Source organism: Microbacterium lemovicicum (assembly GCF_003991875.1).
Taxonomy (GTDB): domain Bacteria; phylum Actinomycetota; class Actinomycetes; order Actinomycetales; family Microbacteriaceae; genus Microbacterium; species Microbacterium lemovicicum.
In genome coordinates this window covers 655,904-682,514 of sequence record NZ_CP031423.1, presented here as the reverse complement: position 1 = coordinate 682,514, position 26,611 = coordinate 655,904, and the positions used below count along the sequence as shown (strand labels likewise).

The window sequence follows — 26,611 nt, the reverse complement described above, 5'->3', positions numbered from 1 at the left end:
TGTCGGGATTGTCTGCGGGAGGGGCCGGGGCGCTAGCCTGTCCGCATGGGTGAACTGCGCCTGGTCGAACTGTCCGCCGCCACGATCGTGGCGGTGAACAACATGTCGCTGAAACCCGGCCAGGAGGAGTACCTCTCCCCCGTCAGCTACGGGGTCGCGGCCACAGTCGTCAATCCGACGACGACGTGGCAGCGCGTCGTGATCGACGAGGACGGCAGCGTCCTCGGCTTCGTCAGCGCGAACTTCGACGCCGACCACCCCGAGGAGCACTTCCGCTCCGTGCTGTGGCGCATCAACGTCGACGCCGACGAGCAGGGCCGCGGCATCGGCCGCTTCGCCGTGGACGGGCTCCTCGCTGAGGCGCGGGCACGCGGCTTCGACCACGTCGACGTCGTCTACGAATCGGGCGAGGACGGCCCGGAGGCGTTCTTCCAGCGGGTGGGCTTCACCCCCGTGGGGGAGACGCCGTACGGCGAGGTCGTCGCCGAGACCCGCATCTGACGGCGGGACGTAGAACGCCCCGACCCGCGCAGAAACGCGAGCCGGGGCATCCGCTCTCCTAGACCAGCGACTCGCGCCAGGCCGCGTGCAGCTGCGCGAACTTGCCGTCGCCGGCGATGAGCTCCGCGGGCGTGTCGTCCTCGATGATGCGGCCGTGCTCCATCACCAGTACGCGGTCGGCGATGGCGACCGTGGACAGCCGGTGGGCGATGATGATGGCCGTCCGGTCGGCCAGCAGCGTCTGCAGGGCGTCCTGTATCATCCGCTCGCTCGGCATGTCGAGCGAGGCGGTGGCCTCGTCGAGGATGAGCACCGCCGGATCGGCGAGGAACGCCCGGGCGAACGAGATCAGCTGGCGCTGTCCCGCCGAGACACGTCCGCCGCGCTTGTTCACGTCGGTGTCGTAGCCGTCGGGCAGGGCCTCGATGAAGGTGTCCGCCCCCACCGCCCGCGCGGCCGCGCGGATCTCGTCCATCGTCGCGTCGGGCTTGCCGAGTGCGATGTTGTCGGCGACGGTGCCGCTGAACAGGTACGCCTCCTGCGTCACCATGACGATCGCGCGCCGCAGGTCTTTCGGGTGCAGCCGGCGCAGGTCGATGTCGTCGAGCGTCACGCTGCCCTCGGTGGGGTCGTAGAAGCGCGAGACGAGCTTCGCGAGCGTCGACTTGCCGGCGCCGGTGGTGCCCACGAGGGCGATGGTCTGCCCCGCCGGGATGTCGAGCGTGAAGTCCGGCAGGATCGTCGTCGCCGCGTTGTAGCCGAAGCGCACGCCGTCGAAGCGGATATGGCCGCGCGAGGTCCACAGGTCGACCGGCGTGACCGGATCGGGCACGGTGGGCTCCTCCTCGAGCACGCCCGACACCTTCTCGAGCGCCGCCGTGGCCGACTGGTAGGAGTTCAGGAAGAACGCGACCTCCTGCAGCGGGGCGAAGAAGTTGCGCACGTAGAGCACGGCGGCCAGCAGGGTTCCGATGAGGAGCGAGGAGTCGACGACGCGCAGACCGCCCCACAGCAGCACGAGCGCGACCGAGACGGCCGCCACGGCCATGAGGCCGGGCTCGAAGGTTCCGAAGAGCCGGATCGAGCGCATGTTGACCTCGCGGTAGTCCGCGGCGAGCGCGCCGAACTCGTCGTCGTTGCGACGCTCCTTGCGGAACGCCTTCACGGCGCGGATGCCGGTCATCGTCTCGACGAACTTGACGATGACCTGAGCGCTGATCACGCGCGACTCCCGGTAGACGCGCTGCGAGCGCGTGTAGAACCACCGCATGAGCAGGTAGAGCGGGAGGCCCATCACCAGCAGGATGACCCCCGACTGCCAGTCGAGCAGCAGCAGGGCGATGAGCGTGAAGACGCCGTAGAGGATGCCGGAGACGAGCTCATTCAGTCCGCCGTCCAGCAGCTCCTTGATGGTGTCGAGGTCGCTGGTCTGGCGGGAGATGATGCGGCCCGACGTGTACGACTCATGGAACTCGAGGCTCAGCCGCTGGGTGTGCAGGAAGATCCGCTTGCGCAGATCGAGCATCACCGCCTGGGTCAGGCGCGCTGCCACGACGACGTACCAGCCGATCAGGGCTGCGCCGCCGACACCGGCGGACAGGAACACCGCCACCACGCCGATCGTCGGCATCCAGTCGGTCCGCTCCACCACCGCCGGCAGGGCGTTGTTGATGCCGTAGGCGATCAGCGCCGGACCCGCCACGCGCAGCGCGGTCGAGACGATCAGCACCGCGCCGGCGAGCACGAGCTGCCACGTGAGCGGCGAGACCAGCGAGCCGAGCAGGCGCAGCGACCGGCGGCGGATGGCGCGGCTCTCGTCGCGCGTGTAGTCGGAGCGGTCTTCACCGGACGTGCCGGTCACGGTCGTGGCGCTCATCGCGTCGCCTCCGTCTCCCGCTGGCGGGCGTCATCGGTCTCGAGGCTCGAGATCACGTGTCGGTAGTGCTCGCTCTCCCGGAGCAGGTCGGAGTGGCGGCCGACGGCCGTGACCCGGCCGTCCTCCAGGAGGGCGACACGGTCGGCGAGCATCACGGTGGACGGACGGTGGGCGACGACGAGCGCCGTCGTGGCCGACAGCACCTCGCGAAGGGCGTCCTCCACGAGCGCCTCGGTGTCGACGTCGAGCGCCGACAGCGGGTCGTCGAGCACCAGGACGGCCGGACGGGCGGCGACCGCGCGCGCGAGCGCGAGACGCTGACGCTGACCGCCCGAGAGGCTCAGCCCCTCCTCGCCGATGACGGTGTCGACGCCGTCGGGGAGGTCCTCGACAAAGCCGGCCTGCGCGACCGCGAGCGCTTCGCGCATGACGGCCTCCGCCTCGGGGCTGCCGGGCTCGAGATCCTCGCGCCCGAGCAGCACGTTCTCCCGGACGGTCTGCGAGAAGAGCGTGGCGTCTTCGAAGGCCATGCCGACGTGCCGGCGCAGCTCATGGAGCGTCAGGTCGCGCACATCCACGCCGTCGAGGGTGACCCGGCCACCCGTCACGTCGTAGAGCCGTGTCGGGAGGGTGGTGAGGGTCGTCTTGCCCGAGCCGGTGAGACCGACCAGGGCCATGGTCTCCCCCGGCTCCAGCACGAGGTCGACGCCGTCGATGAGATCGCGCTCGGTCTCGGCCGAGTCCTGATAGCGGAAGTGCACGCCCTCGAACGAGAGCGCGCCGCGCGGCTCGGTGATCGTGCGTGGGTTCTCGGGGTCGACGATCGTGTTCTCCTCGTCGAACACCTCGAAGATGCGATCGGTGGCCGTGCGGGCGTCGAGGGCGAAGGAGAAGAGGAATCCGATCGACTCCATCGGCCAGCGCAGCACCGTGGCCATCGCGAAGAACGCGACGAGCTCGGCCACCGTCAGCTGGTTCAGCTGCACGAGGTAGATGCCCGCCCCCAGGCACAGCGCGAAGGCGATGTCGGGCAGCAGGACGAGCCAGAACCAGATCATGCCGATGGCCCGGGCCTTGCGCAGCTCGGTCTGGCGCAGCGTCTCGGCCTGGCGCGTGAACTTCTTCAGCGCGTGGGCGCCGCGGCCGAACGCCTTCAGCACGCGGATCCCGTGGACGCTCTCCTCGACCGAGGTGGCGAGGTCGCCGGCCTGGTCCTGGCTCTGGCGCGCGAGTGCGCCGTAGGTCTTCTCGAAGACGTAGCCGCTGAACCACAGCGGCAGGGAGCAGACGAGGAACAGCGTGCCGAGCAGCCAGTGCCAGCGGAACAGCAGCACGGTGCCGACGAGGATCGTCAGGACGTTGACGACGAGGAGCACGAGCCCGAAGGCGAGCCAGCGGCGCAGCATGCTGAGGTCCTGCATCATGCGGCTCAGCAGCTGACCCGACTGCCAGCGGTCGTGGAACGACACCGGCAGCCGCTGCAGGCGCGAGTAGAAGGTCTGGCGGATGTCGTACTCGACGCCCGTGGCGGGGGCCAGCACGAACCAGCGGCGGAGCCAGATCAGCCCGGCTTCGGCCAGGCCCAGCAGCAGGATGGCCACAGCTCCCCAGGCGATCTGCCCGATGTCGCCGGAGGCGATCGGACCCTGCACGATCACCTCGAGCACGAGCGGGATCGACAGGGCGAGCAGCGAGGCCAGGAGCGCGCTGACGGCGCCCATGCTCAGGCGGCCGACGACCGGTTTGGCGAAGGGGAGGAGCCGCGCGAGGGCGCGCGGCGTGGACAGGCGCGGAGGCGGCGATGCAGTGGAGGTCATGATCCTTGTGGGACGTGTGAGGCGGGTGGAGCGAGCGGAAGGGTCGGCGGGCGCGCGGAGGCGGGCGGCTTTCCTGCCCGGGGGCGACAACGCTGGGCGCGCCGGCGATATGCCGGCCGCGCGCTCAGTGGCGCGACGCGCGAGAGACGAGCGGGAGGGGGCGGACCGGCGTGATGGTGATCAGGGTCATGTCATCCTCCTTCGCGCAGCGACCGCGGGGCGCGGACGACAGCCCTCCAGGATATTCCCAGGGTCTGCCGGCGCGCAAGAGCTCGGCCGGTATCCGGCTGCGGTGTTTCGGCTCGCCGCGCTCGCTCGCTCGACCGCGCCGGCACCGTCGCTCAGCGCGCGGCGGACTCGCTCAGCGCGCGGCGGACTCGCTCAGCGCGCGGCGGCGGACTCGCGCGCGAGGAGGCTCTCCTTCACCTCGACGCCCCAGGCGAAGCCGCCCAGCGAGCCGTCGGTGCGCAGCACCCGGTGGCACGGCACGAAGAGCGCCGGCGCATTGCGGGCGCAGATGGATGCTGCGGCCCGCACCGCGCTCGGCTGTCCGAGCGCGGCGGCGAACCCGGTGTAGCTGAGCGGCCCACCCGCGGGGATCCCCCGGAGCGCGTCCCACCCCGCGCTCTGCAGCGCGGTGCCGAACTGCCGCACCGGCACCGTGTCGATCGCGGTCAGGTCGCCGGCGTAGTACGCGGCGACGGCGGCGGCAGCATCCGTCGTCCCTGTCGTGACGTCGACGGGACGATGCGCGGGGCGCAGGCGCGCGAGCACGGCGTCGGCCTCGGCCGTCCAGCCCGACGCGAGCACCCGGCCCTCCTCGTCGACGAGGAGGGTGAACGGACCGTCGGGGGTGGCGACGGTCTGCAGGGTGGCGGTGGCGGTGGCGGTGGTCGCGGTCATGAGTCCTCCGTCGGAATCGGGTCGGGGGTCGCCCGCCACGCGCGCGTGACGGGCGCGGCGTACCAGAGGTGCGCCATCAGGTAGCTGCGCCAGGGGGCCGCGCGGGCGGCCCAGCGGGTGAGTCCGGCAGCGTCCGCGGGGATGCCGGCGGCGAGCGCCCCGGCGCGTGCCGCGACGTCGCCCGGCAGGAGCACGTCGGGGTCCTGCAGCACGCGCATGCGCACGTAGTCCGCGGTCCACGGACCGATCCCGGGCATCGCCAGCAGCGCCGCGCGCTGCTCCGCGCCGTCGTCGCCGGGGCCGACATCGAGCCGGCCCTCGGCCAGAGCGGCGGCCGCGCCGATGACCGAGCGCACGCGCGCAGCGGGTCCGCGCAGCACCTCGTGGCCGCGCTCGGCGATCGCGGCGGTCGTCGGGAAGAGGATGCCCTCCCCGTGGGGCGTCTGCATGCGCTCGCCCAGCGCATCGGCCAGCCGCGTCTGCGCGGTGCGGGCGGCGGCCACCGAGATCTGCTGGCCGATCATCGCCCGGATGAGCATCTCGTGCGGGTCCACCGCGCCCGGAACGCGCACGCCGGGGACCGCTGCGACGAGGGGGGCCAGCTCGGGATGCTGCGACAGCGCGTCGTCCACCGCGACCGGATCCGCGTCGAGGTCGAACAGCCGGCGTGCGCGGGTCACCATCGCGGGAAGGTCGGAGAGCGCCGCCAGCTGGGCGCGGAGGCGCACGCGGCCGTCCGCATCGACGCGCAGCTCGAACCACGCCGGACCACCCGGGAGCCGCAGCGTGCGGGCGAACCGATGCGCGCTGCCGGACTCCACTCCCCCGACCGCATGGGCGGCCATCCAGCCGAAGAGGCCGGCGGAGTCGAGCTCGCCGCGATGGGGCAGCACGAGGTCGAGCTGGCCGGCGGGAGCCTCGGGCCGCCCGGCGGCACGGCGCGCGCGCAGCTCGAGAGGCGGCATCCCGAAGACCTCGCGCACGGTCTCGTTGAACTGACGGATGCTGGCGAACCCTGCCGAGAACGCCACCTCCGACGCGGGCAGCTCGGTGCCCACGAGCAGCATGCGGGCGGTGTGCGCCCGGTGAGCGCGGCTGAGAGCGAGGGGCCCGGCTCCGAGCTCGGCGGCGATGAGGCGGGTCAGGTGGCGCGGCGAGTAGCCGAGGCGCGCGGCCAGCCCCGGCACGCCCTCGCGCTCCACGATGCCGTCGGCGATGAGGCGCATCGCCCGGGCCACGACGTCGCCGCGGAGGTTCCACTCCGGCGAGCCGGGCGCGGCCTCCGGGAGGCAGCGCTTGCAGGCGCGATAGCCGGCCTCGTGGGCGGCGGCGGACGTGGCGTAGAACGTGACGTTGGCGGCCTTCGGCGTGCGCGCCGGACAGCTGGGGCGGCAGTAGATGCCGGTGGATCTCACCGCCGTGACGAACTGCCCGTCGAAGCGGGTGTCGCGCGAGTCGATCGCGCGGTACCGCTCGTCGAAGGTCATGGTGAGGCTCACGGGATCCAGCCTGACACGCGCCCCCGACCTCGGCTCGCGGAAAACGGACATGGGTGTGCCGCGGCACGGACGCGCCCGAGGACCGACGCACACCGACGGCATCGGTCACAACCCTGGGCTGCACGCGGGCGACGGGGCTAGCGTGAGGCCATGAGCGAACTCGAGTACGACGTCATCGTCATCGGAGCCGGGGCCGTGGGCGAGAACGTCGCCGATCGGGCGGTGCAGGGCGGGATGCGCACCGCTCTCGTCGAGGCCGAGCTGGTCGGCGGCGAGTGCTCCTATTGGGCGTGCATGCCGAGCAAGGCGCTGCTGCGCAGTGCCGCCGCCGTCCGCGCGGCACAGGCCGTCGACGGGGCGAAGCAGGCCGTCACCGGCAGCGTCGACGTGGCGGGGGTGCTGCGGCGTCGCAACACGATCACCCACGACTGGGACGACTCGTCGCAGGTGAAGTGGGTGGCGAAGGCGGGCATCGACCTCATCCGCGGCCACGCGGAGTTCACCGGCGTGAAGGCGCTCACGGTGACCGCCGCCGACGGCACCGTCACCCGCCTGACCGCGACCCACGCCGTCGTCGCGGCAACCGGTTCCGCCGCACTGCTGCCCGACATCCCCGGGCTCGCCGACATCGAGCCGTGGACGAGCCGCGAAGCCACCAGCGCCCAGGAGGTGCCCGCGTCGCTCGCCATCATCGGCGGCGGCGTCGTCGGCGTCGAGATGGCGACGGCGTATGCCGGATTCGGCACGGACGTCACGCTGCTCGTCCGCTCCGGACTGCTGACGAACATGGAGCCCTTCGCGGGAGAGCTCGTCACCGACTCCCTCCGCGCGCTCGGCGTCACGATCCGCGACGGCGCGGACGTCACCGAGGTGACGCGCGACGGCGACAAGGCCGTCCTCACGCTGTCGGAGGGCGAGCCCGTCACGGCCGAGAAGGTGCTGGTCGCGATCGGCCGCACCCCGCGCACGCAGGACCTCGGACTCGAGACGATCGGGCTCGAGCCCGGCGCCTGGCTCGACGTCGACGACACGCTCCTCGTGAAGGGCACCGACTGGCTCTACGGGGTCGGCGACGTCAACCACCGGGCGCTCTTGACGCACCAGGGCAAGTACCAGGCACGGGCCGCCGGCGACGTCATCGCCGCCCGCGCCAAGGGCGAGCGGGTGGATGCCGCACCCTGGGGGGTCCACGTCGCCACGGCCGACCACGACGCGGTGCCGCAGGTGACCTTCTCCGACCCGCCCGTCGCCTCGGTCGGATTCACCGAGGCCGCCGCGCGGAAGGCGGGGCGCAGCATCCGGGTCCTGGACTACGACCTCAGCTGGGTCGCCGGCTCCAGCACGGTGTCGGACGACTACGTCGGCAAGGCCCGGGCGATCGTCGACGAGGACCGCGGCGTCATCATCGGCGCGACCTTCGTCGGGCCGGACGTCGCCGAGCTGCTCCACTCGGCCACGATCGCCGTCGTCGGCGAGGTGCCGCTCACGCGGCTCTGGCACGCGGTGCCGTCGTACCCGACCGTGAGCGAGGTCTGGCTGCGCTTCCTCGAGACCTACGGGCGCCCGACCACCTGATCCCCGCGCGGACCCGACCCGTGCGCCCGCCGCGGCTCGATCCCCCGCCCCCCAGCCCCTCCCGAGAAGTCGCAACACGCCGTCAGGCGGCGCGGCGGCGCGGCGTGTTGCGACGTTTCGTGGGCATCGGGGAGGTGCCGCCGGCGGATGCATGCCGAGACGGACATGCGTCCCACGTACGTCCATTCCGCGGATGGCGCGGGCCGTTCGCGACGGTGCGACGACTCCCCGCCGGGCGGTCCGCTCGGAGGCGCGGGGGTTATCCTCTGTGTGACCGGTCACGCGACGTGCGCGACCCACGCAGCGAGGCGGACCGATGAGTGCGAGCGACACCCCCGGCCCCGCCGGTCGCGCGCCCAGCATCCGCGATGTCGCCCGTCTGGCGGGGGTGTCGTACCAGACCGTCTCCCGCGTGATCAACAACAGCTCGCAGCTGCGGCCCGAGACGGCCGAGCGGGTGCGCTCCGCCATCGCGGAGCTCCGGTTCGTGCCGAGCCAGGCGGCCCGGGCGCTCGCCACGAGTCGCACGAGACTCCTCGGCGTGCTGGGGCCGCGCACCACGACCTACGGCCTGGCCACCATGGTGCAGGGGGTCGAGTCCGCCGCCCGCGCGGCGGGCTACCGGCTCACCGTCACCAACCTCGCCTCGAGCGCCCCCGACGACGTGCGCGCCTCGATCGACCATCTCGTCCGGCAGTCGGTCGAGGGTCTGATCGCCGTCGCCCCGCAGTCACGGGTCGTGCCCATCCTCGACGAGCTGCAGCTGCCCGTGCCGGTGAAGATCGTCTCGCCGACCGCCCCCACCGGACTGGGCGGCACGCACAACGACCAGATCGCCGGCGCCCGCGCGGCGGTGCGGCATCTGATCGACCTCGGTCACTCGCGCATCCTGCACATCGCCGGACCCCGTGACTGGGTGGAGGCGGACCACCGGATGCAGGGCTACCTGGCCGAGATGGACGCGCACGACCTCTCGCCGCGCCCGCCGGTGCTCGGCGACTGGACGGCGAAGTTCGGCTTCGAGGCCGGCATGGAGCTGCTGCGCATGGAGGACGCCACGGCCGTCTTCGCCGGGAACGACCACATGGCGCTGGGCTTCATGCATGCGGTCCGCGCCATCGGCCGGTCGGTGCCCGAGGACATCTCGATCGTCGGATTCGACGACGTGCCCGAGTCGGCGCACCTCTGGCCGCCGCTGACCACCGTGCGTCAGGACTTCGAGGGGATCGGCCGCCGCGCGGTCGGCGATCTCCTCGCCGATCTGGGTGTGCAGCCTGAGGAGGACATGGTCGCGCAGCCCGATCACCTGCGCCTGATCGTGCGCTCCTCCACGGCTACGCCGACCCGCTGAGATAGTCACGTTTCCGCAACGCTCGGGGCCGCGGCATCCGCTCACTTGACAGCGACGCACACCGGCGGGGTAGCATCACTCACACAATGTGAACGGTCACATGACCGCCACGCCACCCCCGACGGAGTCCGCTACGAAGCGGACGAGTCGAGACGACGTCGTTCCGACATGCGCGCATCGCCCGCCATGGACACGGGGACGCTCTGTCTCGCCCAGCCGGTGGTCGAGCGTGCCCGGCCGTGCGTCCGTCTGCGATCACGAGGCGGCCTCCAACCCCGGACAGCCGCGAATCAAGAACCCAACGAAGGGAACCAGCGTGAAGAAGCACAGCATGCTCACCATGGTCGCGGGGGCTGCAGTCCTCGCCCTCAGCCTGGCCGGCTGCGCGGGCGACCGCAGCGGCGGCAGCACCGATGCCACCGAGGAGGCCGGCGGAATCATCGGCGTCGCGATGCCGACCCAGCAGTCGGAGCGCTGGATCGCCGACGGCGACAACGTCAAGTCGCAGCTGGAGGACCTCGGCTACCAGGTCGACCTGCAGTACGCGAACGACGACATCCCCACCCAGGTCTCGCAGATCGAGAACATGATCACCTCGGGCGCCAAGGCCCTGGTCATCGCCTCCATCGACGGCACCACCCTGACCGACGTGCTGCAGCAGGCCGCCGACGCCGACATCCCGGTGATCGCGTACGACCGCCTCATCAACGGCACCGAGAACGTCGACTACTACACGACGTTCGACAACTACCAGGTCGGCGTCCAGCAGGCCACGTCGCTCCTCACCGGCCTGGGTGTCCTGGACGCCTCCGGTCAGGAGACCGGCGCCGCCGGCCCCTTCAACGTGGAGCTCTTCGCGGGCAGCCCCGACGACAACAACGCCACTTTCTTCTGGAACGGCGCCATGGACACCCTCAAGCCCTACATGGACTCGGGTGTGCTCACGGTCCCCAGCGGCCAGACGGAGTTCGGCCAGGCCGCGATCCTGCGCTGGCTGCCCGAGACCGCCCAGGAGCGCATGGAGAACATCCTCACCGTCATCGGCGACACCCGCCTCGACGGCGTGCTGTCCCCCTACGACGGCCTGTCGATCGGCATCATCTCCGCGCTGACCTCCGGCGGCTACGCCGCCGACGCCCTCCCGGTCATCACCGGTCAGGACGCCGAGGTCGGCTCGATCAAGTCCATCATCGCCGGCGAGCAGTACTCGACGATCTTCAAGGACACCCGCGAGCTGGCCAAGCAGGCCGTCTCGATGATCGACGCGATCCGCAAGGGCGGCGAGCCCGAGGTCAACGACACCGAGACGTACGACAACGGCGAGAAGGTCGTCCCGTCGTTCCTCCTCAAGTCGACGATCGTGACGAAGGACAACTACCAGGACGTCCTCGTCGACAGCGGCTACTACACCGAGTCCGACCTCAAGTGACTCATCGGCGGGAGGGCCTCGTGCCCTCCCGCCGTCTCCCTTCCCCTCATCCCGCCGACGAAGTCGGCACTGCAAGGAGGACCTCGTGAGCACCATCCTCGAGATGCGCTCGATCACCAAGGAGTTCCCCGGCGTCATCGCGCTGGCCGACGTGTCGCTGACCGTCGAGCGGGGCACCGTCCACGCCATCTGCGGCGAGAACGGCGCGGGCAAGTCCACTCTCATGAAGGTGCTCAGCGGGGTCTACCCCGCGGGCGACTACCGCGGCGAGATCGAGTTCGACGGCCAGATCGTCCAGTTCAAGGACATCCGCGACAGCGAAGCCGCCGGCATCGTCATCATCCATCAGGAGCTGGCTCTCAGCCCCTACCTCTCCATCGCCGAGAACATCTTCCTCGGCAACGAGATCACGCACCGCGGACTCATCGACTGGGACGCGACGAACCGCGAGGCGGCGAAGCTGCTGGCCCGCGTCGGTCTCGGCGACAGCCCCGACGTGCCCGTGAACGAGATCGGCGTCGGCAAGCAGCAGCTCGTCGAGATCGCCAAGGCGCTCTCGAAGGACGTGAAGCTCCTCATCCTCGACGAGCCGACCGCCGCGCTCAACGACGACGACTCGGCGCACCTGCTCGATCTCATCCGCCACCTCCGGGGGCAGGGGATCACCTGCATCATCATCAGCCACAAGCTCAACGAGATCCGCGCCATCGCCGACGAGGTCACCATCATCCGCGACGGCCGGACGATCGAGACGCTCGACGTCGCCACCGGCGGCACCAGCGAAGACCGCATCATCCGCGGCATGGTCGGCCGCGAGCTCGAGAACCGCTATCCCGACCGCGACGCCGAGATCGGCGATGAGGTGCTGCGCGTGGAGGACTGGACGGTCCACCACCCGACGGACGCCAACCGCGTCGTCATCCACAGCGCGAACATCACCGTGCGCGCGGGCGAGGTCGTCGGCATCGCGGGCCTCATGGGCGCCGGTCGCACCGAGCTCGCCATGAGCGTGTTCGGCCGCAGCTTCGGATCGCGCATCACCGGCAGTGTCTACGTCCGCGGGCAGAAGGTCGACACCTCGACGGTGCCCAAGGCCATCCGCGCCGGGCTGGCGTATGTGACCGAGGACCGCAAGGGCGCCGGACTGAACCTGATCGACACCATCAAGCGCAACATCTCGCTCGCGGGCATGCGCAAGCTCACCCGACGGGGCTGGGTCGACGGCCAGGAGGAGTACCTCGTCGCCAACCGCTACCGGCAGTCGATGAACATCAAGGCCCCGACGGTCGACGTCGTGGTGGGCAAGCTCTCGGGCGGCAACCAGCAGAAGGTCGTGCTGTCGCAGTGGCTGTACTCGGATCCCGAGGTGCTCATCCTCGACGAGCCCACACGCGGCATCGACGTGGGGGCCAAGTACGAGATCTACACGATCATCAACACGCTCGCCGCGCAGGGCAAGGGGGTGCTCGTCATCTCGTCCGAGCTGCCCGAGCTGCTCGGCATCTGCGACCGCATCTACACACTCAGCGAGGGCCACATCACCGGCCAGCTGCCCATCGAGGAGGCCACACCCGAGGCCCTCATGGTGCTCATGACGAAGGAGAAGGAAGCCGACCATGTCAGTGCCTGACAACACCCTCATCGGGAAGGGTCTGAACGACACCCCCCGCGGCCCCATCGGGGGATCCGCCGGCGACAACGGCGGGATCGTGCAGTTCTTCACCTCCCGCCTGCGCGAGATCGGCATCTTCATCGCGCTGATCGTGATCGTGCTGCTGTTCCAGGCGCTGACCGGCGGGCGTCTGCTCACCCCGGGCAACGTCTCGAACATCATCGTCCAGAACAGCTACATCCTGATCCTCGCCATCGGCATGGTGATGATCATCATCGCCGGCCACATCGACCTGTCGGTCGGATCGGTCGCCGCCTTCGTCGGCGCCGTCTCGGGCGTGCTCATCGTGCAGATGGGCCTTCCCTGGTGGCTGGGCATCGTGCTCTCGCTCATCCTGGGCGCCGTGGTCGGCATGTGGCAGGGCTTCTGGGTCGCGTACGTCGGCATACCCGCGTTCATCGTGACGCTCGCCGGCATGCTCCTCTTCCGCGGCCTGACGCAGATCACCCTCGGCAACACGCAGATCACGCCGTTCCCGTCGGAGTACCGCGCGCTCGGCGGCGGCTACCTGTTCCCCGACCTCTTCCCCGCCTCCTCCTCCCCCGCGGAGTGGATCACCGTCGGCCTGGGCGTGCTCACGCTCGTGCTGTTCGTGTTCAGCCAGGTGCGTCAGCGCACCAAGCGCGCGGCGCTGGAGCTCCAGAACGAGCCCCGCGTGTGGTTCCTGTTCAAGATCCTCGGCGGCGGCGCGCTCATCGCGTACCTGACCTACCTGCTGGGCGTCGCACCCAACTCGCGCGGCACGCCCATCGTGCTCGTGGTACTGGCCGTGCTGATCATCGGCTACTCGGTCGTCATGAACCGCAGCGTGTTCGGCCGCCACATCTACGCGATCGGCGGCAACCGCAATGCAGCCAAGCTCTCGGGCATCAACACCCGCCGCGTGGACTTCCTGCTGTTCGTCAACATGGGCGTGCTGGCCGCGCTGGCCGGCATCGTCTTCACCGGACGTCTGAACTCCGCCGGTCCCGGCGCGGGCAACCTGTTCGAGCTGGATGCCATCGCCGCCGCCTTCATCGGAGGCGCCGCCGTCCAGGGCGGTGTCGGCCGCGTCGTCGGTGCCATCGCGGGTGGCCTCGTGATGGGCGTGCTCAACAACGGCATGTCGCTCATGGGCATCTCGACCGACGTGCAGCAGTTCATCAAGGGCCTCGTGCTCCTGCTGGCGGTCGCCTTCGACGTGTGGAACAAGAACCGCACCCGTCGCTGAGCCGACTCGCACAACGAGAGACGCCCCGTCGCTTCGGCGACGAGGCGTCTCTCGTTTCCGCGCTGCCGGCTCAGTGGAAGAAGTGCCGTTCGCCCGTGAAGAACATCGTCACGCCGGCCGCCTGCGCCGCCGCGATGACCTCGTCGTCGCGAACGGAGCCTCCGGGCTGCACGATCGCCGAGACGCCGGCGTCGAGCAGCACCTGCGGGCCGTCGGCGAAGGGGAAGAACGCGTCGGATGCTGCGACCGACCCGCGCGCGCGATCTCCCGCCCGCTCCACGGCGAGACGGCAGGAGTCGACGCGGTTGACCTGGCCCATGCCGATCCCGACCGTCGCCGATCCCTTCGCCAGCACGATCGCGTTGGACTTGACGGCCCGGCCGGCCTTCCACGCGAAGATGAAGTTCTGCATCTCGTCGTGGTCGGGGCGCTCCCCCGACACCAGCTCCCAGTCCTTCGCGACGGAGTCGATGTCGCCGGGGAAGCGATCGGCGTCCTGCAGGAGGAGGCCGCCCGAGACGAGGCGCACGTCCATGCGCTCCTGCTGCCAGTCGGCGGGAAGCTGCAGCAGCCGCAGGTTCTTCTTCGTGCGGAAGACCTCGAGCGCAGCATCCTCGAACGACGGCGCGACGATCACCTCGGTGAAGATGTCCTTGAGGTTCTCGGCCATCTTGAGCGTGACCGTGCCGTTGGCGGCGATCACGCCGCCGTACGCCGACACCGGATCGCACTCGTGGGCGCGCAGGTGGGCGCTGGCGATCGGGTCGAGCGCGTTGGGTGCGGCCACCGCGATGCCGCAGGGGTTGGCGTGCTTGATGATCGCGACGGCGGGCTTCACCATGTCGAACGCGGCCCGCAGGGCGGCATCCGCGTCGACGTAGTTGTTGTACGACATCTCCTTGCCCTGCAGCTGCGTCGCCTGGGCGATCCCGTGGCCGCCGGTGCGGGTGTAGATGGCGGCGCGCTGGTGCGAGTTCTCGCCGTAGCGCAGGGTGCTGAGCCGCTCCGCGCTGATGGTGAGGTGGGCCGGCAGGTCCTCCTCCGCGGCGAGCGTGCCCTCGGCGAACCACGTGGCGACGGCGGTGTCGTAGGCCGCCGTGTGGGCGAAGGCGCGGGCGGCGAGCTCGCGGCGCTGCACGAGCGACGTGCCGCCGGCGGCGACCGCCTCGATGATGGCCGGGTACGACTCGGGCGAGACCACGATGGCGACGTTGGCGTGGTTCTTCGCCGAGGCGCGCACCATCGCCGGTCCGCCGATGTCGATCTGCTCGACCACGTCGTCGCCCTGCGCGCCGGAGGCGACGGTCTCCACGAACGGGTACAGGTTCACCACGACCAGCTCGAACGGCTGCACGTCGAGCTCGGCCAGCTGGCGCTCGTGGTCCTCGAGGCGGAGGTCGGCCAGCAGGCCGGCGTGCACCTTCGGATGCAGGGTCTTCACCCGGCCGTCGAGCGACTCGGGGAAGCCGGTGATCGCCGCGACGTCCGTGACGTCGTAGCCCGCGTCGCGGAGCATCGTGGCCGAGCCGCCGGTGGAGATCATCTGCACGCCCGCGGCGGCGAGCGCCTCGGCGAGCTGCAGCAGCCCGGTCTTGTCGCTGACCGAGATCAGCGCGCGACGGACGGGGACGACATCGCGGTCGCGGTAGAGGGCGGGGTCATGACGGGGTCCGGCCATGCGGGGCTCCTGACGGGTCGGAGGGTGGCTAACGGGAGGGAGCGGATGCGGCGGCGAGATCGAGCTCGCCGGTCGCGATGCGGCGCACGACGTCGATCAGCAGTCGGCGCTCGACGGGCTTGATGCGGTCGTGGAGGGCGTGCTCATCGTCGCCGACGCGGATCGGCACGCGGTCCTGGGCGAGGATGGGCCCGCTGTCCACGCCGGCATCGACGACGATGACGCTCGCGCCCGTGCGGTCGACACCCGCGGCCAGGGCGTCGCGCACGCCGTGCGCTCCGGGGAACTCGGGGAGGAATGCCGGGTGCGTGTTGATGATGCGGGGCGACCACTCCGCGACGAGGTCGGCGGGCAGGAGCCGCATGAGACCGCTCAGCACCACGAGGTCGGGCGACCAGGTGCGCAGCTGGTCGGCCAGTTCGCGGCCCCAGTCCTCGCGGTCGGCGAAGTTGCGGAACGGCACGAGGAAGGTCGGGATGCCGTGGGCCTCGGCGTGCGCGAAGCCGTCGGCCTCGCGATCGGCGCCGACGACCACGATGCGGGCGGGGTAGTCCTCGTGCGCGGCGGCGTCCAGCAGTGCACGGAGATTGGACCCGGTGCCGGAGATGAGGACGGCGACCGTGAGCACGCGGTCAGTCTACCGGGGGCAGCGGCGACGGCCTGCGGGGGGCCGACTCCCCCTCGCCGCGCTCGCGCGGCACGAAGGGCGGGAGGGGCGCGGTGTCCTCCGGGGCCGGGGCCGTCTCGTCCGCAGGCGTCGTGCCGGCGGCGTCGGAATCCTCGACGGCGACGGAGCGGCCCCTCCCCTGCTCTCCGCGGGAGGCGGCGCCGACTCCCGCCGGGGCGGCGTCGCCGCCCATGCGACCGTCCCACACCGACGCACGCGTCGCCGCACCGACCCGGTCGTCCGCGTCGACGCGCGCCGGCGCAGCATCCGCTCGTTCGTCTTCGCCGCGGTCGCGTCGCCACCAGGAGCGCCCGTCGTCGGAGGCCGATCGATCGTCATCCGACGTCGAGCGCACGTCGTCCGAGGTCGAGCGGCGGGAGCGCCGACGAGGTGAGAGCAGCAGGATCGCCGCGCCCACGAAGACCTCGAGACCGACAGCGAGCGCGACGGGCCCGGGGGCGGCTCCCACCTCGGCGAGGCGCCCGGGGCCGAGGGAGCCGGACGTCAGCTGCGCGAGGAGGGCGGCCGCGGCGCCGGAGAGCACCGCGATGACGGCCATGAGGGCGACGCGCACGCCGAACCGGTCGCCCGGCTCGTCCTGCGCCGCGGTCCGAGCCTCGGGGGGTGCGCCGATCAGCCCCTCCAGCGAGGGCGTCGCCCACGGCGCGACGGAGGCCGGGGCGGGCGCCGCGTCGGCGTGCGCGACGAGACGCGAGCGGACCGCCCATCCGGCGAGAGCCCCGAGGGCGACCGGCAGGAGGGCGGTCAGCAGGAACCACGGGGAATCGAGCTGCGGCACCGCGCCGAGCACGGGGATGCCGGGGATCACGCCGAGCTGCGTGCCGACCGGCGAGACGGAGGTCGCGGTGCCGAGCGCGAACCCGGGGCCGGCCAGGAAGGCGGCGGCCCAGACGATCAGCGTGGGGAGGAACGCGAGCTGGCCGAGCGCGGTGACGGTGACGCCCACCACGTCCATGTGCCCGGCCTCCAAGAGCGACACCACCTGCGCGCCGCCCACGACGACGGCCACGGCGACGGCCAGGGCGCCGATCCCGACGAAGCCGGCGACGACGATCGCGGTGCCGCGCGCGGCGAGGGCGGGAAGCTCGCCCCACCCGCCGGCGACGGCCTCGGCGCGGTCGCGCAGACGGGCGACCACTCCCGCTCCCGCCTCGCGCCACTCGATGACGATCGCGCCGACCAGCGCGGGCACGGCGAAGAAGAGGGTCGGGAACAGGATCGCCTGCCAGGTCTCCGTCGCGGCCACGGCGTTCCCCCCGGTGACGGCGACGAGCGCCGCGAGCACGGCGAACACCACGGTCGATGACGCCACGCCGGTGATCCAGGCGTCGGCGCGCGACGCCCGGGCGCCCGAACGCGCGGCGAAGACCGCGGTGAACAGGGCGAAGACGGTCGGCGCGAGCGAGAGCACGAACGCGCCGGCGGACCGGTCGATGCCGGTCGCCGCGAGGTACGCGTCGGGCAGGGTGACGGCGACGGGCACGAGGTGCCCGAGCTGCCAGATCGTCGCCGACGCCGGCCACAGCGTGCCCCAGTCGGCGGAGCCGCCGAGGCCGAACGCCCACAGAGCCGTCAGCGGCGCGAGCGCGATCGCGAGACCGATCGCCGCCGCGAGGACGGCGTCGATGAGGGAGAGGAGGGCGACGAGAAGGCGATTCATGCCCCATCGACCCTACCCACGGCGTCGCGTCCACCCCGTCGCCCACGCCCGTTCCCCGGCGACCGTCGCGGGAGATCCCCTCGGCGGATCATCGGGCGCCGCCGGTGGGGCTAACCTTCAACGCGGAGGTCACCCATGAGCACCATTCCCCCCGAGACCGACCACGCCCCGCAGACGCGCGAGCCCGGCGGCATCCTCGACCGTTTCTTCGAGATCTCGCGCCGCGGATCCACCGTCGGCACCGAAGTGCGCGGCGGCGTCGTCACCTTCGTGACGATGGCCTACATCGTCATCCTGAACCCGATCATCCTGTCGGGCGGCACCGATGTCGTGGGCAACCAGCTGGGCTTCAGCGCGGTGGCGGCCGTCACGGCGCTCACCGCCGGCGCGATGACGATCCTGTTCGGGCTGGTCACCCGCCTGCCCTTCGCCTTCGCCGCGGGCCTGGGCATCAACTCGTTCCTCGCCGTCAGCGTCGTGGGCCAGGTGACGTGGCCCGAGGCGATGGGCCTCATCGTCATCAACGGCCTGATCATCGTGCTGCTGGCCGCGACCGGCTTGCGGCGCATGATCTTCGACGCCGTCCCGCTGGCGCTCAAGACCGCCATCACGGTGGGCATCGGCCTGTTCATCGCCTTCATCGGCTTCGTCGACAGCGGCCTGGTCACCTCGACCGGACTGTCCTCGCCGCCGGTCGGACTCGGCGTGCAGGGGTCGATCACGACGGTCCCGACCCTGCTGTTCGTCTTCACGCTCGTGCTCACGTCGATCCTCATCGCGCGCAGGGTGAAAGCCGGCCTGCTCATCGGTCTGCTCTCGGGCACCGTGGTCGCCGTCATCGTCGAGGCGATCTGGCACCTGGGCGGCCGCACCGCCGAGAACCCGGGCGGCTGGGGACTGAGCGTGCCGACCCTTCCGGCGCAGTGGATCGGCCTGCCCGACCTCAGCCTGGTGGGTCAGGTCGACCTCGTCGGCTCCTTCGGGCGCATCGGCGTGCTCGCCGCCCTCATGCTCGTCTTCACCCTGGTGTTCACGAACTTCTTCGACGCCATGGGCACGATGACCGGCCTCTCCCGGGAGGCGGGCCTGGCCGACGAGAAGGGCAACTTCCCGCGCCTGCGCTCGGCGCTCATCGTCGAGGGCGTGGGTGCCGTCGCCGGCGGCGTGACCTCGTCGTCGTCGAACACCGTCTTCATCGAGTCGGGCTCGGGCATCGGCGAGGGAGCCCGCACGGGCCTCGCGAACGTCGTCACGGGCGTGCTGTTCCTGCTCGCCATGTTCCTCACGCCGCTCACCTCGATCGTCCCGACCGAGATCGCCGCCGCGGCGCTCGTCATCGTCGGCGCGCTGATGATGGCGCAGATCCGCCACATCGACCTCAGCGACGTGTCGGCCCTGATCCCGGTCTTCCTGACGGTCACCGTGATGCCGCTGACCTACTCGATCGCCAACGGCATCGGCGCGGGCTTCATCTCGTGGGTGCTGGTGCGCGCGTTCTCGGGCAAGGCGCGCGGCATCAGCCCGCTGCTGTGGATCGTCGCCGCCGGCTTCGTCGTCTTCTTCGCGCGGGGGCCGATCGAGCAGCTGCTGGGCTGACGCCCGTCAGGACGCCATCGGCTCCAGCACGAAGATCGCGATCTGGCGGTCGGTCTTCTTCTGGTAGGCGTCGTAGTCCGGCCACACAGCCACGGCACGCGCCCACCACTCCGCCCGCTCGTCGCCCTCGAGCTCGCGGGCGAGGTAGTCGCGCCTCACCGCGCCGTCCTGCAGCTCCACGTGCGCGTGACGGCGCATGTTCTCGCCCCAGCGGGGCTCATCGGGCGCGCCGCCCTTGGAGGCGACGACGAGGTAGCGTCCGTCGTGCTCGACGCGCATTAGCGCGGTCTTGCGCAGCGCCCCGCTCTGGAACCCGACGGTCGTCAGCACGATGATCGGCACGCCCCGGAGCTCGTTCGCCTCGGTGCCGCCCGACGCCTCGTAGCGCTCGGCCTGCGTGCGGGCCCACTCGGCGGTGCTCGGCTTGTACTCTCCGGTCAATGGCATGCCTCCACCCTACGTCGGGGTGTGTGGCCAGTCGGGAGGAGACGTGTTGATCGGGAGGACGGATGCTGCAGCATCCCCCTCCGCTTCTGCACATCTCCTCCCGACACGCCACGCCACGCCACGCCGCGCCACGGCGCGGCACGGCACGGCGCGGCACGGCACGCCGCGCCGCGCCACGGCACGGCGGAGGGTCGACGGCCGAGCGGGGCTGACCACCGGAGACCAGGGGCCGGGGAAAAGACGAGGGGCGGATGCTGCGGCCTGTGGCCGCGGCATCCGCCCCTCGGAAACCCGGGTCAGAGACCGGCGATGATCTCCCGCATGAGGTCGGCGGTCTCGCTCGGCGTCTTGCCGACCTTGACGCCGGCGGCCTCGAGGGCCTCCTTCTTCGCCTGCGCGGTGCCGGCCGAGCCGGACACGATGGCGCCGGCGTGGCCCATGGTCTTGCCCTCGGGGGCGGTGAAGCCCGCGACGTAGCCGACGACCGGCTTGGTGACGTTCGCCTTGATGAAGTCGGCCGCGCGCTCCTCGGCGTCGCCGCCGATCTCGCCGATCATCACGATCGCCTTGGTCTCCGGGTCGGCCTCGAACGCGGCGAGCGCGTCGATGTGGGTGGTGCCGATGATCGGGTCGCCGCCGATGCCGATGGCCGTCGAGAAGCCGATCTCGCGCAGCTCGTACATCATCTGATAGGTCAGCGTGCCCGACTTCGACACGAGCCCGATCGGACCCTTGCCGGCGATGTTGGCGGGCGTGATGCCGACCAGCGACTCGCCGGGGGTGATGATGCCGGGGCAGTTCGGTCCGATGATGCGGGTGGTGTCGCCCTTGGACTGGGCGTAGGCCCAGGCCTCGGCGGTGTCGCCGACCGGCACGCCCTCGGTGATGACGACCAGGAGCGGGATCTCGGCGTCGATGGCCTCGATCATCGCGTCCTTGGTGAACGCGGGCGGAACGAAAGCGATGGAGACGTCGGCGCCGGTCTTCTCGATCGCCTCGGCGACCGAGGCGAAGACGGGCAGCTCGACGGCCGAGCCGTCGGCCGCGGTGTGGGAGACGGTGGTGCCGGCCTTGCGGGCGTTGACGCCGCCGACGACCTGGGTGCCGGCCTTGAGCATCAGCGCGGTGTGCTTGGTGCCCTCGCCGCCGGTGATGCCCTGGACGATGACCTTGGAGTCCTTGTTGAGGAAGATCGACATGTTCTGTGTGGTCCTTTGGGTCTGCGTCGGATCAGGCGTTGGCGAGCTCGGCGGCCTTGTCGGCGCCCTCGTCCATCGTCTCGGCCAGGGTCACGAGCGGGTGGTTGGCGGCGCGCAGGATCTCGCGGCCCTCCTCCACCTTGTTGCCGTCGAGGCGCACGACCAGCGGCTTGGAGGCGCTGTCGCCCAGCGTCTCGAGCGCGCCGACGATGCCGTTGGCGACTGCATCGCACGCGGTGATGCCGCCGAAGACGTTGACGAAGACGCTCTTGACCTGCTCGTCGCCGAGGATGACATCCAGGCCCGCGGCCATGACCGCCGCCGATGCGCCGCCGCCGATGTCGAGGAAGTTGGCCGGCTTCACGCCGCCGTGCTTCTCACCGGCGTACGCGACGACGTCGAGCGTCGACATGACGAGACCCGCACCGTTGCCGATGACGCCGACCTGGCCGTCGAGCTTGACGTAGTTGAGGTCGTTGGCCTTGGCCTTCGCCTCGAGCGGGTCGGCGGCGTCCTTGTCCTCGAGCTCCGCGTGGTCGGGGTGACGGAAGTCGGCGTTCTCGTCGAGCGAGACCTTGCCGTCGAGGGCGATGATGTCGCCCTCCTCGGTGAGCACGAGCGGGTTGACCTCCACGAGCGTGGCGTCCTCGCCCTTGTAGACCTGGAAGAGCTTGACGAAGACGTCGGCGACCTTGGGAGCCAGCTCGTCGTCGAAGCGGGCGGCCTGGGCGATCTCGAGGGCCTTGGCCTGGTCGATGCCGGTCAGCGGGTCGACCTCGACGCGCGCGAGCGCATCGGGACGCTCGACCGCGAGCTCCTCGATCTCCATGCCGCCCTCGACGCTGGCCAGCGACAGGTAGGAGCGGTTGGCGCGGTCCAGCAGCACCGAGAAGTAGTACTCCTTGTCGATGCGCGCACCCTGCGCGACCATGACGCGCTTGACGATGTGGCCCTTGATGTCGAGGCCGAAGATCGCCTTCGCCGCCTCGAACGCCTCGTCGGGGGTCTTGGCGACCTTGACGCCGCCGGCCTTGCCGCGGCCTCCGGCCTTCACCTGGGCCTTGACGACCACGACGCCGCCGATCTTCTCGGCTGCTGCACGCACCTCCTCGGGGGTGTCCGCGACGATGCCGGCGAGAACCGGCACCTCGTACTTCTCGAAAAGGTCACGTGCCTGGTACTCGTACAGATCCACAGTGCAATCCTTCGGTGGCGAACGGTGGGATGGGCGCATCGAGCGCGGAAATCTCTCGATATCGAGATATCGGGACGGTCACACAGCCTACTACTCGCGGCTGTGGACGCCCGACGGGCCGCCTGCCCGACGGTCAGATCCAGCCGCGTTCCCGTGCCATGATCGTGGCCTGCTGACGGGTCTGGACGCCCAGCTTGCCGAGCACCGACGACACGTGGTTGCGCACCGTGCCGGGGGACAGATGGAGGGATGCCGCGATCTGCGCGATCGTGGCCCCCTGCTCCCCCGTGCGCAGCACGTCGAGCTCGCGCTCCGTCAGCGGACTGCGCTCGTCGCTCAGGGCGTCGGCGGCGATCTCCGGGTCGACGTAGCGGCGCCCCGCCGCCACCTCGCGGATGACCGCGGCCACGTCATCGGCGCGACGCGACTTCGGCAGGAAGCCGTCGACGCCGGCGCTGAGCGCACGCCGCAGCACCCCGGGGCGCGCGTGCCGGGTCACGACGACGCAGCGCGCCGGGATCTGCTGCCGGATGCGCGCGGCCGCCTCGACGCCGTCGAGTCCGGGCATCTCGAGGTCGAGCAGGCACACGTCGGGACGCAGACGCAGCGCCTCGGCGACGGCCTCCGCGCCGTCCCGGCATTCCGAGATCACGTCGAGGTCGTCCTCCAGCCGCAGCAGCGACGCGAGCGCCGACCGGATCATGTCCTCGTCGTCGGCGATGAGCACGCGGATCACGCCGGCACCCCCGCGGCCTGGGGCACGGAGGCCACGAGCTCGAACGCATCCCCCGCCACCTGATGGCGCAGGTCGCCGCCGGCCGCACCGACCCGCTCCGCCATGCCGGCCAGGCCGGAGCCCGACCGGGACGTGGGCGCCGAGCCGACGTCGTTCGACACGCGCAGCTCCCAGCCCGCGCCGGTGCGCGCGAGCGCGAGGCGCGCCCACCGGCCGCCGCCGTGCTTCAGCACGTTCGTCGTGCACTCGCGCACGACCGGTCCGAGCACGTCGGCCGGAGCCGCCTCCGCCCCGGGCGCCACGTCGAGATCGACGCGGAGCCCGGCCGCGCGCAGCAGGTCGGCCGCGTTCGCCAGCTCGTCGGGGAGCGGAACCCCTCGGAACCGACCGGCGAGCTCGCGGGTGCCGCGACGCGCGTCGTCGACCGAGGCGCGCGCCAGCCGCACCTGCTCCGCAGCGGCGGCGGGGTCGCGCGCGATCATGCGGTCGGCGAGCTCGAGCTGCAGGGCGATCACCTGGAGGTGGTGCCCCTGGAGGTCGTGCAGGTCGCCGGCCAGACGCAGGCGCTCCTGCACGGCGGCGAGCCTGCTCTCCACGCCCCGGGCACGATCGAGCTCGCCCACCACGTCCCACCACCACAGCGACAGCACCGTGGCGAGCGGGAGCAGCACGGAGAAGAACGGGTGGAAGAGCGCCACGCCCGACTCGTCGGCTGCCGTGTCGCGCGTGCCCTCGACGATCCAGACCACGATCAGCACGATCGTCACCGCCGCGGTCAGCCGCAGGCGCACGCCCGGCATCCGGGGCACCATGCACAGCGCGAAGGCCACGGTCGAGATCGCGAGCAGGGGCGAGGCGGCGGCCACGGCCATCGCCACCGCACCTGCGCCGGAGGCGACGAGCGCCCCCACCAGCACCGCGGCCGAGGGGGCGGTCGCGGCATCCGTCATCTCCGACATCGCCCGCCGCCGGTAGGTCAGGAGCAGCACCGTGCCGCCGGTCAGCCACACGAGCGCGCCGGCAGCGAAGACGATCGAGGTCACGGGGCGGGAGAGCACGGGCGGAGAGAGGACCGTCGGCACGGCCCACACGAAGGCGGTGACGACCGCGAAGAGGAGCACGGAGCCCGCGGTGTACCACCAGGTCGCGCTGACGCTGCGCGCGAGCCACGGCGCCGCAGGCGTCGAGGACGAGGAGGGCGGGATTCTGGTCACCCGGCCAGGGTACGACCATGACTTCTGTCATGCCCCGGGCTGCTCATCCTCACGACAGGAGGTGACGCCGCGACACTGCCGCAGCGCACGCGGGGCGGCTGGGATGGAATCACACCCCACGGAAGGAAGACCCCATGTCCAACCCGATCTCCGACCTCGTCCTCGGTTTCCAGGACCTCGTCTCGCAGGTGCCCGTGCTCGTGCAGCCTCTGATCGTCGCCGTCGCCGGGGCCGTGCCGTTCGTCGAGGGCGAGGGGGCCGCCGCCATCGGCATCGTCGGCGGCCTGCACCCCGTCGTCGCCGCCATCGCCGGCGCCGTCGGCAACTTCCTCTGCGTGCTGGTCGTGGTGCTGCTCGGCGCCCGCGTGCGCACCGCGGTCGTGACCCGCGGCGGCCGCACGGAGGAGCCGCCGACGGCTCGCCGCCAGAAGGTCATGCGCGCGTACGAGCGCTACGGGACGCCCGGGGTGAGCCTGCTGGGACCGCTGCTCGTGCCGACGCAGATCACCTCCGCCGCGCTCGTGTCGACGGGCGTCCCGGTGAAGACGGTGCTCGTCTGGCAGGCCGCCGCGATCGTCCTGTGGACGACCGCCGTCACGCTCCTCATCACCGGCGTGTTCGCCTTCGCGGGCTGACGCCTGCGCGGCTGACGCCTGCGCGGCTGACGTCTGCGCGGGCCGCCGCTCGCGCGGGCTGACGTCGGCGTCTGGCGTTTGCCCGGGGGCCCGCTGACCGCGGCCCCCGTCCGGGCGTCCCGGGTCAGCGCGCCTCGGGTCAGCGCGCCTCGGGTCAGCGCGCCTCGGGTCAGCGCGCCTCGAGGTCCCGCACCGCCGGGCCCTCGAGGCGCGTGCCGTCGGCCGCGAAGCGCGACGCGTGGAGGGGGCAGTCCCACGTGCACTCGGCGTCGTTCCACGACAGGATGCCGCCCAGGTGCGGGCAGACGGCGCTCACCGCCCTCGTCTGACCGTCGGTGGTGGAGATCGCGACGGGCTCGACGCCGCGCGTGGCCACGACGCCCTCACCTTCGGCGGGCTTCGGCACGGGGGTCCGCGTCGTCATGGCTCCCGCCCAGCCTGCGGCGGCGGCCGCGCCCACACGAGCGTTCTCGACCGCGCCCTGGGCGAGGTCGGCGGGCACGGTGAGCCGCGTGCCGATCCCGGTCATCCACGCGGGGCGGTCGCGCCACGGCACGCCGAGGATCTCCGAGCTCAGCCGGATCGCCGCCCACGGCGCGTTCGACAGCCCCCATTTGCCGTAGCCGGTCGCGAAGCGGATGCGTCCGAGGCCGCGGGGCAGGGCGCCGACGAAGGGGATGAGGTCGTGCGACTGGTAGTCCTGCGCCGACCACCGGTGCGTCTCGACGGCCTCGGGGAAGTACCGGCGGGTCCAGTCGACGAGGTCGTCGACGGCCGCGCGCTCGCTGTCCGAGCGGCCGACCGGGTGACCGTTGCCGCCGACGATGAGGCCGGCGACCGGTCCGTCGATGGTCGTGACCGAGCGGATCGACCGCGTCGGGCCGTCGACCGAGAGCAGCAGTCCGTCGGGCACCGGGCGATCGGTCGCGAACGAGACGCAATACGAGCGCAGGCCACTCGTCTTGGCGAAGTAGAGGCCGCGGTCGGCGATCGGGGCGCCGGTGGCGAGCACGATGTGATCGGCGAAGGCGACCCCCTCGGGGGTGTCGACGCGCGGGTCGGGCAGCGTGTGCACCTTCGTCACCCGCAGTCCGGTGTGGAGAGACCCGCCCGCGGCGACGAACTGCTCGGCGAGCGCGCCCGCGATCCGCGCCGGGTCCAGGGCCACCTGGTCGTTGAGGGCGATGGCCGCGGCGACGGGGAACGGCACGTCGAGCGCGTCGGGGTCGACCCGCCGCACGTCGAGGCCGGCCTCCCGCGCTGCGTCGAATTCGTCGTCGACGGTGGATGCCGCGGCATCCGTCTGCGCGTAGGAGTACGCGGTCCGACGGGTGAACGGCACGCCCGCCTCCTCGGCGAAGCCGGTGAGCCACTCCATGCCCGCGCGGTTCGCGTCGACGTAGGCCTTCACGAGCGCGGCGTAGTGGTGGCGGCGCAGCGTGGACAGCACCGACCCCTGCAGCAGGGAGAGCTTGCCGGTGTTGCCGCCGGTAGCGAGCTGGGCGACCTCGCCCGCCTCGATGACGGTGACCGTGCGACCGGCCCGCTGGAGCATGAGCGCCGTGGCGAGCCCGGTGAGACCCGCGCCCACCACGACCACGTCGGACCGCGAGCCGGGGGCGAACGGGGTGCCGGTGATGCGGGGCGTGCCGGTCCTCCAGAGGGATTCCATGCTCACAGCCAAGCCGCGCCGCCCGTCTGCGCAAAGGGCTTGACACCTCCCGGGCCGC

Annotated in this window: 21 protein-coding genes; 8 read left to right on the top strand and 13 right to left on the bottom strand. The window is 71.6% G+C overall.

Going from position 1 to position 26,611, the window contains the following annotated elements; genetic code table 11:
- The first annotated feature begins 45 nt into the window (after positions 1-45).
- On the top strand, positions 46-501 hold the full coding sequence (locus CVS47_RS03145; protein ID WP_127094780.1) for a GNAT family N-acetyltransferase: 456 nt from the start codon (positions 46-48) through the stop codon (positions 499-501).
- 58 nt (positions 502-559) lie between these two features.
- Here the strand turns inward: CVS47_RS03145 and CVS47_RS03140 are convergent, their stop codons facing one another.
- The 4 genes from CVS47_RS03140 to CVS47_RS03125 form a co-directional block, all read right to left on the bottom strand.
- On the bottom strand, positions 560-2,377 hold the full coding sequence (locus CVS47_RS03140; protein WP_127094779.1) for an ABC transporter ATP-binding protein: 1,818 nt from the start codon (positions 2,375-2,377) through the stop codon (positions 560-562).
- Positions 2,374-4,194: an ABC transporter ATP-binding protein gene (locus CVS47_RS03135; RefSeq protein WP_127094778.1), complete on the bottom strand. Its 1,821-nt coding sequence runs from the start codon at positions 4,192-4,194 to the stop codon at positions 2,374-2,376. Before CVS47_RS03135 ends, CVS47_RS03140 begins: the two co-directional genes overlap by 4 nt.
- A gap of 381 nt (positions 4,195-4,575) precedes the next feature.
- Positions 4,576-5,097 carry a methylated-DNA--[protein]-cysteine S-methyltransferase gene (locus tag CVS47_RS03130; protein WP_127094777.1) on the bottom strand — a complete coding sequence of 174 codons (522 nt, stop codon included), beginning with the start codon at positions 5,095-5,097 and terminating at the stop codon, positions 4,576-4,578.
- Complete coding sequence (locus tag CVS47_RS03125; RefSeq protein WP_127097166.1) at positions 5,094-6,584, bottom strand: DNA-3-methyladenine glycosylase 2 family protein; 1,491 nt, start codon at positions 6,582-6,584, stop codon at positions 5,094-5,096. Before CVS47_RS03125 ends, CVS47_RS03130 begins: the two co-directional genes overlap by 4 nt.
- Before the next feature lie 162 nt (positions 6,585-6,746).
- Between CVS47_RS03125 and CVS47_RS03120 the strand changes: the two genes are divergently transcribed.
- From CVS47_RS03120 to mmsB, 5 genes are all read left to right on the top strand, one after another.
- Complete coding sequence (locus CVS47_RS03120) at positions 6,747-8,171, top strand: dihydrolipoyl dehydrogenase family protein (RefSeq protein ID WP_127094776.1); 1,425 nt, start codon at positions 6,747-6,749, stop codon at positions 8,169-8,171.
- A 316-nt stretch (positions 8,172-8,487) separates the two neighbouring features.
- Positions 8,488-9,522: a LacI family DNA-binding transcriptional regulator gene (locus CVS47_RS03115; protein WP_127094775.1), complete on the top strand. Its 1,035-nt coding sequence runs from the start codon at positions 8,488-8,490 to the stop codon at positions 9,520-9,522.
- A 331-nt stretch (positions 9,523-9,853) separates the two neighbouring features.
- Entirely contained in the window at positions 9,854-10,951 is a 1,098-nt protein-coding gene (chvE, locus tag CVS47_RS03110; RefSeq protein WP_127097165.1) for a multiple monosaccharide ABC transporter substrate-binding protein, read from the top strand.
- A gap of 103 nt (positions 10,952-11,054) precedes the next feature.
- Positions 11,055-12,581, top strand: coding sequence for a multiple monosaccharide ABC transporter ATP-binding protein (gene mmsA / locus CVS47_RS03105; RefSeq protein WP_127097163.1), 1,527 nt, complete (start codon positions 11,055-11,057; stop codon positions 12,579-12,581).
- Complete coding sequence (gene mmsB, locus CVS47_RS03100) at positions 12,568-13,833, top strand: multiple monosaccharide ABC transporter permease (protein ID WP_241240256.1); 1,266 nt, start codon at positions 12,568-12,570, stop codon at positions 13,831-13,833. The genes mmsA and mmsB overlap by 14 nt, the downstream gene beginning before the upstream one ends.
- Positions 13,834-13,903: 70 nt before the next feature.
- Here the strand turns inward: mmsB and purH are convergent, their stop codons facing one another.
- From purH to CVS47_RS03085, 3 genes are read right to left on the bottom strand one after another with little or no spacing between them, the layout of a single operon-like run.
- Positions 13,904-15,511, bottom strand: a complete 1,608-nt coding sequence (gene purH / locus CVS47_RS03095; RefSeq protein WP_127094774.1) for a bifunctional phosphoribosylaminoimidazolecarboxamide formyltransferase/IMP cyclohydrolase — start codon at positions 15,509-15,511, stop codon at positions 13,904-13,906.
- Between the two features lie 28 nt (positions 15,512-15,539).
- The gene (purN, locus tag CVS47_RS03090) at positions 15,540-16,139 is read right to left on the bottom strand and encodes a phosphoribosylglycinamide formyltransferase (RefSeq protein WP_127094773.1); all 600 of its coding nucleotides are present in this window, start codon (positions 16,137-16,139) and stop codon (positions 15,540-15,542) included.
- A gap of 4 nt (positions 16,140-16,143) precedes the next feature.
- Complete coding sequence (locus CVS47_RS03085) at positions 16,144-17,859, bottom strand: cell division protein PerM (RefSeq protein WP_206502734.1); 1,716 nt, start codon at positions 17,857-17,859, stop codon at positions 16,144-16,146.
- 135 nt (positions 17,860-17,994) lie between these two features.
- On the opposite strand from CVS47_RS03085, the gene CVS47_RS03080 reads away from it, so the two are divergent.
- Positions 17,995-19,455: an NCS2 family permease gene (locus tag CVS47_RS03080; RefSeq protein WP_127094772.1), complete on the top strand. Its 1,461-nt coding sequence runs from the start codon at positions 17,995-17,997 to the stop codon at positions 19,453-19,455.
- Positions 19,456-19,461: 6 nt separating this feature from the next.
- On the opposite strand, the gene CVS47_RS03075 is transcribed toward CVS47_RS03080, so the two are convergent.
- From CVS47_RS03075 to CVS47_RS03055, 5 genes are all read right to left on the bottom strand, one after another.
- Complete coding sequence (locus CVS47_RS03075) at positions 19,462-19,902, bottom strand: nitroreductase family deazaflavin-dependent oxidoreductase (RefSeq protein WP_127094771.1); 441 nt, start codon at positions 19,900-19,902, stop codon at positions 19,462-19,464.
- Positions 19,903-20,198: 296 nt separating this feature from the next.
- Positions 20,199-21,101 (bottom strand): succinate--CoA ligase subunit alpha, encoded by a 903-nt coding sequence (gene sucD / locus CVS47_RS03070; protein ID WP_127094770.1) that lies wholly within the window; start codon positions 21,099-21,101, stop codon positions 20,199-20,201.
- A 31-nt stretch (positions 21,102-21,132) separates the two neighbouring features.
- A complete protein-coding gene (gene sucC, locus CVS47_RS03065) occupies positions 21,133-22,296 on the bottom strand; it encodes an ADP-forming succinate--CoA ligase subunit beta (RefSeq protein ID WP_127094769.1) in 1,164 nt (387 codons plus the stop codon).
- Positions 22,297-22,429: 133 nt separating this feature from the next.
- Complete coding sequence (locus CVS47_RS03060; protein WP_127094768.1) at positions 22,430-23,032, bottom strand: response regulator transcription factor; 603 nt, start codon at positions 23,030-23,032, stop codon at positions 22,430-22,432.
- Entirely contained in the window at positions 23,029-24,246 is a 1,218-nt protein-coding gene (locus CVS47_RS03055) for a sensor histidine kinase (RefSeq protein WP_241240255.1), read from the bottom strand. The genes CVS47_RS03060 and CVS47_RS03055 overlap by 4 nt, the downstream gene beginning before the upstream one ends.
- A 134-nt stretch (positions 24,247-24,380) precedes the next feature.
- Between CVS47_RS03055 and CVS47_RS03050 the strand changes: the two genes are divergently transcribed.
- The gene (locus CVS47_RS03050) at positions 24,381-24,881 is read left to right on the top strand and encodes a small multidrug efflux protein (protein WP_127094767.1); all 501 of its coding nucleotides are present in this window, start codon (positions 24,381-24,383) and stop codon (positions 24,879-24,881) included.
- A gap of 169 nt (positions 24,882-25,050) precedes the next feature.
- Here CVS47_RS03050 and CVS47_RS03045 read toward each other — a convergent pair whose 3' ends face one another.
- Positions 25,051-26,553: an FAD-dependent oxidoreductase gene (locus CVS47_RS03045; RefSeq protein WP_127094766.1), complete on the bottom strand. Its 1,503-nt coding sequence runs from the start codon at positions 26,551-26,553 to the stop codon at positions 25,051-25,053.
- Positions 26,554-26,611: the final 58 nt, after the last annotated feature.

Bases quoted from the DNA above. Each gene is read 5' to 3' on its own strand.
- CVS47_RS03145 (WP_127094780.1), top strand. From the start codon at position 46: ATGGGTGAACTGCGCCTGGTCGAACTGTCCGCCGCCACGATCGTGGCG.
- CVS47_RS03140 (WP_127094779.1), bottom strand. From the start codon at position 2,377: ATGAGCGCCACGACCGTGACCGGCACGTCCGGTGAAGACCGCTCCGAC.
- CVS47_RS03135 (WP_127094778.1), bottom strand. From the start codon at position 4,194: ATGACCTCCACTGCATCGCCGCCTCCGCGCCTGTCCACGCCGCGCGCC.
- CVS47_RS03130 (WP_127094777.1), bottom strand. From the start codon at position 5,097: ATGACCGCGACCACCGCCACCGCCACCGCCACCCTGCAGACCGTCGCC.
- CVS47_RS03125 (WP_127097166.1), bottom strand. From the start codon at position 6,584: ATGACCTTCGACGAGCGGTACCGCGCGATCGACTCGCGCGACACCCGC.
- CVS47_RS03120 (WP_127094776.1), top strand. From the start codon at position 6,747: ATGAGCGAACTCGAGTACGACGTCATCGTCATCGGAGCCGGGGCCGTG.
- CVS47_RS03115 (WP_127094775.1), top strand. From the start codon at position 8,488: ATGAGTGCGAGCGACACCCCCGGCCCCGCCGGTCGCGCGCCCAGCATC.
- chvE (WP_127097165.1), top strand. From the start codon at position 9,854: ATGCTCACCATGGTCGCGGGGGCTGCAGTCCTCGCCCTCAGCCTGGCC.
- mmsA (WP_127097163.1), top strand. From the start codon at position 11,055: ATGCGCTCGATCACCAAGGAGTTCCCCGGCGTCATCGCGCTGGCCGAC.
- mmsB (WP_241240256.1), top strand. From the start codon at position 12,568: ATGTCAGTGCCTGACAACACCCTCATCGGGAAGGGTCTGAACGACACC.
- purH (WP_127094774.1), bottom strand. From the start codon at position 15,511: ATGGCCGGACCCCGTCATGACCCCGCCCTCTACCGCGACCGCGATGTC.
- CVS47_RS03085 (WP_206502734.1), bottom strand. From the start codon at position 17,859: ATGAATCGCCTTCTCGTCGCCCTCCTCTCCCTCATCGACGCCGTCCTC.
- CVS47_RS03080 (WP_127094772.1), top strand. From the start codon at position 17,995: ATGAGCACCATTCCCCCCGAGACCGACCACGCCCCGCAGACGCGCGAG.
- CVS47_RS03075 (WP_127094771.1), bottom strand. From the start codon at position 19,902: ATGCCATTGACCGGAGAGTACAAGCCGAGCACCGCCGAGTGGGCCCGC.
- sucD (WP_127094770.1), bottom strand. From the start codon at position 21,101: ATGTCGATCTTCCTCAACAAGGACTCCAAGGTCATCGTCCAGGGCATC.
- CVS47_RS03050 (WP_127094767.1), top strand. From the start codon at position 24,381: ATGTCCAACCCGATCTCCGACCTCGTCCTCGGTTTCCAGGACCTCGTC.
- CVS47_RS03045 (WP_127094766.1), bottom strand. From the start codon at position 26,553: ATGGAATCCCTCTGGAGGACCGGCACGCCCCGCATCACCGGCACCCCG.